We start from the raw sequence: 10,538 nt of genomic DNA, 5'->3' as shown, positions 1-10,538 counted from the left end.
TCGAGCGCAGACGCCGGCGGGTTGGGATTGGTGGCAACGTCGGCGATCACGGCCGCCTGTGGCTCCTCTTCCATGAACCGCCGGGCGTAGGGATCCTCCATGTCCGAGTCGGCCGCCGCCATCGTCAGGTTTTCGAGCTGCCCACCGTAGAATCGGATCGTGGCGTACTCGTCTTCGGTGAGCGGCTCGCCGCGCAGCTCCTTCTCGGCCATCGTTTGCAGCGAACGGGCCAGTGCCTCCAGCGTGTCCAGGCTGGTCAGGTCCTGCTCATTGAGCAGCCCACGGCTCTCCAGTCCCTGGCGCGTCATGGCCGTCAATGCCGCCAGGCGGGCATAGAACTGCGGCACCGGCTCGACGTAACCCTTGGGCGGCTCGGGCGGCGGCGGAGGCGCCCCGCCCCCCAGCTCGGCATAGACTTGCTTGGCGTACAGGATCGTGTCGTGTTTGAGTTCCGACCAGCTTCCCAAGGCAGTGTTCAGCTGCTTGTCCAGCCAGGCCGAGGACCGCATGAACGCCGGATAGCCCTCGCCGGGCGCCTCGATCAGCGGATAGAACGTGTAGATCCAGGCGTTGTACAGCGTCTCCGTCCATTCCTGCGAGCTCAGGCTGGACATCCAATCGCGCATCTTCTGCATCTGCTCGGGATAGTTTGCATAGTGGGTCTCGCCCATCTCGTCCAGGAGTTCGTAGGCGCGCTCGGAGCTCATAGCGGCGAACAGGTCGAGACCCTTGGGCAGGCCGCGGGCGTCCTGTTGGGTGCCGACATTGCGGTAGATCAGCTCGCGGAAGACGTAGGCATCCGGGACGAAGCGCTGCCCCATGAAGCGCAGGCCCTTGGTCGTCTCGTCGACCTCATCCGTATCCATGATCACCAGGCCGAGGATCTTGGGTGCGGGGAGCTGAAAGGCAAGGTCGATGAATTCTTGCAGCTTGGCCTCATCGACCAGGTCGGAGACGACGGCCTGTGGACCGTAGACGGTTTCGAAGACGTCGAGATACTGCAAGGCGGTCAGGTCATCCGAACGGCCGACCATGAAGGCGGTCGGGCTGTACAAGTCCTGCCAGACGTCCAACGCCGGCCGGCCATCGACCCGGGCCTCCTTGAGCGCCTGGATGAGCAGCAGGGCGGATCGGGTCTCTTCCTTTCCGACCTCCGGGTCTTTGGCCTTCAGGCGGAAGGTCATCCGGCCGTACCACATCATGCTCTTGAAGTAGCGTTTGAGATCGTCGCGCAGCGTGTAGTGCCCGCGGGGAATGTACTGGGTGTAATCCTCGCCGTTCTCCAGCCCGGGGAACAGCGGCGAGGGCAGAATGCCGTCGGCGCTCTCGATCAGCCCCAGCTCGCTATCGACCAGGTCGCTGGCATAGTCCGGAACCTGGACCTCAGGCTCGAGCGCCCGGCTGGCGACGCCGACGAAAGCCACCGTCCGCCGGGCAGCCTCCTCCCAGGGTCCCCCCTTGAGCGCCTGGTACTGTTGATCGGTCTGCGCCAGCATCGCCGCATTCAGGTCGCGCAGCAGCGGGATGAAATGCTCAACCTCGGCCGTGCGCAGGACCTTGTCGAAGAGCAAATGGTAGACATGCAGCAGCGAATCGCTGGTGACAAAGGCTGGTTGGTTGTCGTAGCGCGCCTTCTCGTAGACCGTGAAGAACTCCTTTTCGGTCCCCGGAGCGACGACAAAGCCATTCTCCCCCAACTGCTGGCGCAATCCATCGGAGAGCAAGAACGGGACACGCACATTGCTCAAGTCGGCAGCGATCGGCTCGTGCGCCACGGCCGGCGAAACGCTCACGGCGGGCTCGTCGTAGGTAGCGAAGACCGGCAAGGCGGGACCCGTGACCGGCGCCGCAGCCGTGGGCACCGGGACGGCCGACTCACTTGGAGAGGGAGTCTCGACTTGGTCCGTTGGAGCTCCGGGATTGCAGGCACCGGAGACGAGCGCGATCAGGATCACAACGGATGCGACCGTGTTCTTACTCATGCCATTGCCTCCATCCATCGGGCCGCCGCACTCAGTTGGCAGCGCAACAAGCCCATTATCGCGCCGCGGGGAGGCTGAGGCCGTGCGCAGTGGGACTCACCAGTGGCAGGGTTTCTCGCGCCTTCAGGTGCCCGGCACCAGGCCCGGAGCGAGGCTCTCGGCGGCGTATCTCGCCCAGAAAGCGGCTTGGCCAGGTACTGCAGCTCGCTTTGGGGGAGGAGATGACCGACGTTGCCGAGTACATGGACGCTTGCCGAACGAAACGCGACGTCGGCACGTATGACCGGGGCGGGGAACTCAAAGAGTCTGAACTTGAGGAGCTTCTCTCAGCGGCCACGAGCCTCAAGGCCGGCGTCGAATCATGGCTTGAGGACAAGCGCCCCGAACTGATGCCCACCCGTCGACACAAAGGCTCGTTTGCGGGACGATCCTACGAGCGGATGAGGGGCCGGCGATGCTGCATCAGAGCACCAGGGCGGGTTCAATAGCCTCGCAAGACAGGCCGTAGTCGGGACTGATCCCTTTGGACGGTTCCACTGCAATTCCCCGGCCGATGATCGCGAAAGCCTAGCCTGACCGGCCGGATCCACGACCAGGGCCTGGTACCACTCCAAAGTGGCCCCCATTTGGATGGGTGCGCTGACGGCTACTTCGCGCGCACCGTCTCGGCGACCCGGTTCAGGCGTTCGAAGAGGCTGGCACTGAGGTCGAAATGCAGAACCTGGGCGACGACTTGCGTCCAGCCATGGACGAAATATACCCACCCATCCTCTACCTTGACGTCGCGCGAAGTGACCTGCGCCTCTGCCTGATGCAGGAAGTCCAGCTCACCGCGATAGTTGAACTCCCAGGCAATGGCGTGGAGCGGCAAGATGCCATTCCAGGTGATCGGCGAACCGGGCGTGTCCTTGCCCATCCCGGTGGCATTGATCACAACACTGTGGGGTGGCATCTCGCCCATAATGGCGTCGTTGCGTACTGGGTCAGCATTCTGGATGTACTCGACCAGAATGTCGGTGTCTATGCCCGCAACCATCGCTTGGGCGTGGTCGAGTCTTCCCTGCGAGCGGTTCACGAAGATGAAGCGCCGGGGGCGATCGCCCTTGTCCTGCTTGTTCATCAGGTGAAGCAATGTGGCGATGGCTGACCCGCCGGCGCCGAAACTCAAGACATCGCCACCCGTCCGCTTGAAGTAGTCCTTCCCGGTGATTGCATCCAGGCTCAGGCCGGAGCTGATGGGGTCCTTGGCGTGGCCTTCCAGGCGGCCGTTGCGTTTGGAAATGCTCGACACCTCCCCGCAGATCTGGGCGTAGGTGTCTAGGTAGTCAAACATGTCGCGGGCGGCGTCCAACAGGTCGATCTTGTGGGTGGTGACCAACGCGCCAAGCGAGAGCGGGTCGTGCTTGATCTGCGCCACGGCTCGACGGTAGACCTCGGCCCCATCATGGATCTTGCAGTCCATGCCTTCGATGACAACCTCGGAGCGGCCGATCTCCTTCATCCAGAGAGGGAAGACCTTCATGATGGAGGACTTGCTGGTGGTTACCCCGATGAAGTAGAAGGTCGGATGGGGCTTGGTCGTGATCTCGTAGCCCTCAGGCATGGGATCCTCCTGCTGCGATGAAGCTACGGAGCGGCCCGGGCAAGCTGCACTGCTTTCACGAACTCGGAGGCGAGCCGGGTGATCTCGCTGAACTTCCCTTCCTTGGCCAGGTGCGGCGGGCACAATTCGCTGCCTGCTCCGACCGCTATCGCGCCGGCGGCGAACCACTCGGCGACATTGGAGGCACTCACACCACCCGTCGGCATCAGGGGGATATTCGGAAACGGCCCCTTGAGGGCCCTAACATACCCCGGTCCGGTCAGGGAGCCCGGGAACAGCTTCACCACATCCGATCCAAGCCGGTGGGCGAGGAAGACCTCCGTGGGGGTGAGTGCGCCGGCCATCGTCGCTAGGCCGGTTGCCAGCATGGCATGCACGAGGTCAGCCTCGCAAACAGGGCTCACCAGATAGCTGGCGCCTGCTGCTTGGGCGGCCTTTGCCTGGGCCGGATCGGTAAGTGTGCCCATCCCCAGGACGATCGAGTCGCCGTACTTGTCGGCCAGCGCAGACACGACCACCTCTGCCTCCGGTGTACTGTAAGTGATCTCTATGCCTTTGACGCCGCCAGCCACGAGCGCCTCGACCATTTGCAGTGTCAGCCCGGCGGAAGGCCCTCGGATGACGGCGACAAGCCCGATGTCCTGTATCCTGGCGAGCGTAGCTTCTTTCGTCATGGCATTGCCCTTTCGAGATGGTGGCCTTCGCCTCTTCTGCAAGGCCGGCTGTGGCGTGGCACCGATCAAGCCACTCGGTGCAGCGGTTCGTCACCGCGCAGGACGGCCAGACAATCCCGCAGGGCCATCCAGCCCATGTTGTTGGTCGCCCCGTCCGTCTGGGCACCCAGGTGCGGGGTGGCAATGACCTGCCGCAGAGACAACAACGGGTGGTTCGGATCCGGTGGCTCGCCCGAGAAGGCATCCAAGGCCGCGCCGCGCAGGTGACCGCTGCGCAGCGCCTCGAAGAGAGCGTTCTCGTCCACCACTTCACCGCGGGCCGTATTCACCAGATACGCACCGGGTTTCATGGCTGCCAGGAATTCCGAGTTGACAATCCCGCGCGTCTCCGGGGTGAGAGGCAGATTCAGGCTGACGAAATCGGCCTGCCCAAGGACATCGTCCAGTGCCTGCAGCTCCACATGATGCAGACGGGCAAATCCTGTGTCCCCTTTCGGGTCGTAGGCGACGATCCGGCAGTCAAAGCCCTCCAATCTTCGGGCCAACTGCTTGCCAATCGCCCCCAGGCCGATGATCCCAATCGACTTGCCCTCCAGCGAAGTACCTGCGAGGCGTGGCCACTTGCCTTCATGGGTCGCAGCTGCGGCTTCGGGGATCTGCCGGGCGAGGGCGAGTATGAGCGCCAAAGCCAGCTCGGCAACCGAGACGGCGTTGGCTCCGGGAGTGTTGGTGACAATGATGCCTTTCTTCCGAGCCGCCTCCAGGTCGACGTTGTCAACACCCGTCCCATAGCGAGCGATCACTTTGAGACGGTCGGCCGACTGCAGTGCGACGCGATCAATCGTATCCAGTCCGGCGATGTAACCATCTATTCCTGGCAGGAGACGCGCCACCTCGCTCGAGCGCAGAGGCCTGTCTGTGGGGTTGTAGATCACCTCGGCAACGACACTCTCCAGATCGGTCTTGAGCCGAGGGTCGTGCTTGGCGTAGGAAGTTGGAGTCACGAGCAGCCGGCACTGGCTCAGATCCATGAAAGTCACCGGCCCTTGCGCCAGCGCGGGTTGTCGACGATTTCAATGCCCTGCGTGCCTTCGATCACCAGCTTGGGGAAACCATCCTGCTCGATGGTGGCGTAGTCGTGGCCTGCGTGCCCTGGGTAGACAAAGAATGTGGCCAGGTCCTCCTGGCGGGAGGTGCATACCGAACGGTGCGCCCAGCGAGGCGGAATGTAAAGAACCCGACCGGGGGCGAGCGGCTCAACGGCAGCCTCCCCCTCGGGTGTTTGCATAACCATGAAGCCCTCGCCCCTCAGACAGTAGTACATCTCACCCGCCTCCAACACTTCGTGGAAGTGGCCCTTGGTCATGAAGAACTCACTTCCGACCTTTCCGGGATGAACGATCGACATCCCCAGTTGAAGCTCGCCAGCGAGCTCCGGCCGACGGAGCTCATAGACCTCATAGACCGGGATGTCCCCCCTTGCCAGCATCGCTGCAAAGGCATCCTGATCCTGGAAGTGCCCCTGCAATGACCCCAGCGTACGCGTGATGTGCCTGTCAAGCCGCGTAGGCGCGATCTGCGGAGAGGAAATCGTGAAGACAAACGGAATGTCAGCCATAAGAGCTCCTAGGATCGGCTGGATGTTTCCGACCCGGCAAGGCGGTGAGCGATATTGCCTCCGACCAATCCCTGGATGAGGCTCTTGCCGAGCCCCAGATCGTGCAGGCGAGGGACAACATCGGTGAGGAGTGCGGGTAGGCCCGGGCTGCCACCGAAGTTATTCCACATTTCGAGTTCGGCCATGCCCAACGGACACACCAGGTAGTCTGTCAATCCGGCAGAGGCCATTCCCTCCATCAAGGGCCACAGGTCGACCTCGGGCTCGTACTTGCGGCGGAAGCAGGTGTCGTACTCAAGTACGACACCTGAACGGGCAAGCTCGCGGTGGAGAGCAAGACCGGGGCCCTTCTCCATGTGGCAGAGAACAAGCTGCGTCGGCATGCCTCCCTGGTCCATGAGGAATCTGACGATGTTCTCGACGTCCGCGCCTTTCTAGGTATGGACTAGCATGGCGAGACCCGTGCTGGCCGCGGCCGTGGCCGCCCCTCGCAGACGCTCCTGCGGGGTCTCCCGGACGGCGGTCTCGAAGGCGATCTTGATGAAGCCAGCGCGAACCGACTCCGGTCGTTCACGAGCCTCGTCGAGGCAATGAGTGGCCTCTCATCCATGAAGTTCTGCGCCGTCTGCTCGGCCGTCCCCCGCCATAGCCAGTGGTCGGCTGAGTAGTACCGGCGGCGATGGAACCCTGTGCAGGCCACGATCCTGACGCCGCTGTCCCGGGAGAGGTCCACCAGTCTGGAGGCATTGCGACCATAACCTCCCGGCTGACAATCCAGCATACTTGTGCCACCCTCCCGCCCGTAGTCCTGCAGTTCAGTAAGGATCCGCCTGGGGCTGTTCAACACGGGGCTTCCGGCCTCGGAACCCTGAACAACGTCGATCCACAGGTGGTTGTGCGCATCGGTCGTGCCCAGTTCTCCCGGGTGCACCGGACCAAGTACGGTCACCACCTGTGGCGGGACCTTGCGCAAAGCAGGCATTTCACGGCTCAAGGATGACCTTCAGGGAATCGCGGCTCTCGGCTGTGGCGAAGGCGTCGGCCGCCGCAGCCAGTGAAAAACGATGACTGACCACGTCGCTCAGATCAATCCGTCCGGAGTTGACAATCGCGGTCGCCCGCAAACAGTCGCCGGTGCTGCAAGCCGTCGTCCCTGTAACCACCAATTCCTTGTAGTGCAGCAGGTTCGAGTCGAATGCAATCCTGGGTCGATCCTTCGGTAGACCGCCGAAGAACAGGATCCTGCCACCCACTCCGGCCAGATGCAGCGCCGATTCCTGTGCAGAATGAACAGGGGCCGCCACGATGACGACCTCCGCGCCCCGCCCCCGGGTCTCCTCAGCCACTATGGTCGCAAGGTCCTCCTCGGTGGGATTGACAACCCGGTCTGCGCCCATGCTCGAAATCTGGGCTGCCCGCCTCGGGAAAGGCTCACTGACCAGAATCCTCCCGGCCCCGCGCAGACGCGCAAGCTTGACATGCATGACCCCGATGGGTCCGGCGCCCATCACCAGGACCACCTCTCCTGGAAGGATTCGTATGGCGTCCTGTCCCCGCAGCACGCAGGCGAATGGTTCGATCATGGCAGCCGCAGCCGGATCGACGCCCGTGTTCAGGGGCATGACGTTTCCCTGCAGCACAGCAGTCGCAGGCACACGCAAGTATTCGGCGAAGCCGCCATCGAGAGTGATGCCAATCGCATCAAAGCTGCCACACAGGTTGGTGCTTCCCGAGACACATTCGCGGCAGTGGCCGCAGCCGATGTTCGGCGCGATGAAGACGACTTGCCCGACCACAAACCCCTTGACCTCGGAACCAACCTCCTGGATGGTGCCCACGATCTCGTGACCGGGAATCCGGACGGTGCCAATCGGAAACTTGCGGTGATCACCGCGTATGATGCGCAGGTCTGTGCCGCAAATGCCTGCGGCCACCACCTTCATCAGGAGATCCCCGGGGCCGATCGAGGGCTCGGGAACGTGCTCAAGCCGCAAGTCATTGGGGCCGTGATAGACCGCCGCCAGCAATCAATCACCTCCGATCCAGCCGCAACCCGTCATCGGCTCAGGATCTCCTTCAGGTACACGGGACGATGCTCTTGGAACGAACGGGTGGCCGCCAGTACGCCGGCGACGGCCCATCGTCCTTCCGCAGCACCCACCCTGGGTTCCTTGCCCGTCGCGATGCATTGGACAAAGTGCTCCAACTCATGGACATAGCCCCAGGCGAATCGCTCGGGCCAGGTGCGGAAGATCGGGGTCACCAGGCCGTGGTCTCGGTCGGTGCCCACGACGATCGCCTGCCCTTTCAGTTCGCCAATCAGCATAATGCCCTTCTCACCATGGATTTCCACGCGGGCGTCGTAGCCGTAGTCGCAGGGACAGATACTCGAAATCATCCCGAGTCCGCCGCTGACCAGGCGGACGGTCACCATGGCATGGTCGTAGTAGCCGGGGGTATCGATGTTGTGCCGCCTGCCCTTGAAGTTGGTGACCTCGGCATAGACCCGCTCGTAGTCTGAACCCATCAGCCAGCGAATGGTGTCCCAGTCATGGCTATTGACCTCCGCTAGATTACCGTTCGAGGTAGTCAGGTCACGGGCCCAAAGCGGCGGAAGGCCGGGGCCGTGCGTAAGGGTCTTGATCATCATGGGCTGGCCGATTTCACCGGCTTCGATTCGCTTGGCAGCCGCCACAAACTCCGGATCAAAGCGGCGCATGAAGCCCAGCTGGAGGAGCACATCGTTCCGCCGGGCGGCCGCGATCATGTCGTCACACTCCGGCAAGCTGAGCGCCATCGGCTTTTCCAGGAACACGTGCTTTCCATGCTCGGCCGCCAAGATAGTGATCGGCTTGTGCACGGGCGTGGGCGTAGTGACGACCACGCCTTCGAAGTCCACTTTCTCGAGCGCCTGTTCCAGGCTTGCGAACCGGCCCTCAATACCAAACTCGTTGGCGGTGGTCTCGAGAACCTCCGCCACAGGATCAACGATGGCCACCACCCGGCCGCTGGGCACGTACCGGGCGATCGAGGCGGAATGGAGCCGGCCCACGCGGCCCGCACCAATCACACACACACGGACTGGATTCTTCACAGCCTTCGCTCCCTGGCCTGGAATCAATGGAAGTACGCCTGCAGCGTTTCCTGCACGGTTAGGTAATCCTCCACCAGCCGTTGGTACGTGGCGCGGTGCAGCGGATTGGGTCGAACGGGTTCGCCATCGGCTTTCGCCCCCTCGGCAGCCGCCGCACCCAGATCATCGAACAGCCCGGCGGCTTTCCCAGCAATCAAGGCGCTGCCCCAGGTGCCGAACTCATCGCGCCGCAGGCGCTGATACGGCACTCCCAGGACATCCGCCTTGATCTGATTCCACACCACGCTGCGCGCTCCGCCTCCGATCGCGCGTGCTTCTACCAGCCTGAGGTCCTCTATGTGAGACATGAGGATGCTCAGGTAGAAAGCGTACTCAAAGGCTACGCTCTCCAGCAGGGCGCGGCAGAAGTGCGCCCGGGTATGCCCCCACGAAAAGCCGATCCAGGCGCCGCGCATGGCCGGCGAAGCCGGACAGATTCGTCCTCCCAGGTGAGGCGAGAAGAACAACCCGTCCGCGCCGGGAGCAATTCCTGCAGCCTCAGCCGTCATCTGATTGTACAGATCGACATCCGCGACCATAGTCTGGCCAGGCTGGCCCTTGTAGAACTGATCGCGGAACCAGCGCAAGGCGATGCCTCCGCCTGCAATATAGGCCAACGGGTTCCACAGCCCGGGCAAGACCGAGTGCATTGACAAGAGGGCGCGGTGCTTCTCGTCTGCGACAAAGCGGTTGGTGCAGCCTGCCAGCACAGCCGCCGTGCCCGCCACATCGAACAGCATGCCTGGCTGGACGACGCCCGCGCCGAGGGCGTTGGCGGCTGTGTCGCCTGCGCCAGCAGCAATGGGCGTGCCCGCCGAGAGGCCGAAGTCGGCCGCGGCTTTGTCTTTCACCTCGCCAATCACCCGCCACGGTTCGACGATCTCGGGCAGCTTCTCCTTGTCTAAGCCGAGACGCTCGCACAGTTGTGCCGACCAAGTTTGGGATTGGGCATCCGCGCAGCCGGAGAAGTGGATGAAGGTATAGTCCATAAAGGCCTGGTCGGCCTTAAGGCCAGCCATCGTCCCGGCGACATAGGCAGCCGGGGTGATGAACTTGGCCACACGCCGGTATTCATTCGGTCGTTCATGCTTCCACCACAGCATCTTCGGGCCATGGTCGCAGGTAGGTGGGCAGCCGGTCAAGCGGGTGACGAGATCACCTGCCTCACGGTCAACCATCTCGATATACGGCTGGCAACGCATGTCCAGCCAAGAGTCGAACCGGGTGGCAGGCTTGTACTCTTCATCGATTGTCCCGATGCCTGCCATCTGCGAATCGAAAGCGATTGCAGCAATCTGATCGGGGTCAATGCCGCTGCCTTGCACGCATCGCTGGACGGTTTGTGCGGCTGAGGTGTAGAAGTCGTCGTTATCCTGCTCAACGACCCCGGGGGTCGGATAGTAAATCGGCACATCCATAGCGGTTTCCGCGATCAGCAAACCGTCGGCTCGGTACAGTGCGGCCTTCGTCCCGCTGGTACCCAAGTCAACCCCAAGTAGGTACTTTCCCGCCATCAGGATCTTCCGCC

9 protein-coding genes are annotated in these 10,538 nt (G+C 62.8%); all 9 read right to left on the bottom strand.

Annotation, left to right across the window (positions count from 1 at the left end; genetic code table 11):
- Positions 1-1,982 (bottom strand): DUF3160 domain-containing protein (locus tag MUO23_01455; GenBank protein ID MCJ7511618.1); only part of this gene is annotated, 1,982 nt, incomplete at its 3' end.
- A 646-nt stretch (positions 1,983-2,628) separates the two neighbouring features.
- Entirely contained in the window at positions 2,629-3,585 is a 957-nt protein-coding gene (locus MUO23_01450) for a hypothetical protein (GenBank protein MCJ7511617.1), read from the bottom strand.
- A gap of 23 nt (positions 3,586-3,608) precedes the next feature.
- Positions 3,609-4,259 carry a bifunctional 4-hydroxy-2-oxoglutarate aldolase/2-dehydro-3-deoxy-phosphogluconate aldolase gene (locus MUO23_01445; GenBank protein ID MCJ7511616.1) on the bottom strand — a complete coding sequence of 217 codons (651 nt, stop codon included), beginning with the start codon at positions 4,257-4,259 and terminating at the stop codon, positions 3,609-3,611.
- Positions 4,260-4,324: 65 nt separating this feature from the next.
- Positions 4,325-5,290, bottom strand: a complete 966-nt coding sequence (locus tag MUO23_01440; protein ID MCJ7511615.1) for a phosphoglycerate dehydrogenase — start codon at positions 5,288-5,290, stop codon at positions 4,325-4,327.
- A gap of 5 nt (positions 5,291-5,295) precedes the next feature.
- Positions 5,296-5,877, bottom strand: coding sequence for a glucose-6-phosphate isomerase (locus MUO23_01435; protein MCJ7511614.1), 582 nt, complete (start codon positions 5,875-5,877; stop codon positions 5,296-5,298).
- Positions 5,878-5,885: 8 nt separating this feature from the next.
- Positions 5,886-6,260, bottom strand: coding sequence for a hypothetical protein (locus tag MUO23_01430; protein MCJ7511613.1), 375 nt, complete (start codon positions 6,258-6,260; stop codon positions 5,886-5,888).
- A gap of 600 nt (positions 6,261-6,860) precedes the next feature.
- A complete protein-coding gene (locus MUO23_01425) occupies positions 6,861-7,904 on the bottom strand; it encodes an alcohol dehydrogenase catalytic domain-containing protein (GenBank protein MCJ7511612.1) in 1,044 nt (347 codons plus the stop codon).
- A 29-nt stretch (positions 7,905-7,933) separates the two neighbouring features.
- Positions 7,934-8,971, bottom strand: a complete 1,038-nt coding sequence (locus tag MUO23_01420; protein ID MCJ7511611.1) for a Gfo/Idh/MocA family oxidoreductase — start codon at positions 8,969-8,971, stop codon at positions 7,934-7,936.
- Positions 8,972-8,994: 23 nt separating this feature from the next.
- Positions 8,995-10,538: FGGY family carbohydrate kinase (locus tag MUO23_01415; protein ID MCJ7511610.1), on the bottom strand; the 1,544-nt coding region annotated here is incomplete at its 5' end.

It is taken from the genome of Anaerolineales bacterium, from assembly GCA_022866145.1.
Classification (GTDB): Bacteria; Chloroflexota; Anaerolineae; order Anaerolineales; family E44-bin32; genus PFL42.
Note: the sequence above shows the minus strand (reverse complement) of the source record. Positions and strands in the feature narration are given on the sequence as shown.

What these genes read in the sequence shown, in the direction of transcription:
- MUO23_01450 (MCJ7511617.1), bottom strand. Translation starts at nt 3,585, where the DNA reads ATGCCTGAGGGCTACGAGATCACGACCAAGCCCCATCCGACCTTCTAC.
- MUO23_01440 (MCJ7511615.1), bottom strand. Translation starts at nt 5,290, where the DNA reads ATGGATCTGAGCCAGTGCCGGCTGCTCGTGACTCCAACTTCCTACGCC.
- MUO23_01435 (MCJ7511614.1), bottom strand. Translation starts at nt 5,877, where the DNA reads ATGGCTGACATTCCGTTTGTCTTCACGATTTCCTCTCCGCAGATCGCG.
- MUO23_01445 (MCJ7511616.1), bottom strand. Translation starts at nt 4,259, where the DNA reads ATGACGAAAGAAGCTACGCTCGCCAGGATACAGGACATCGGGCTTGTC.
- MUO23_01430 (MCJ7511613.1), bottom strand. Translation starts at nt 6,260, where the DNA reads ATGCCGACGCAGCTTGTTCTCTGCCACATGGAGAAGGGCCCCGGTCTT.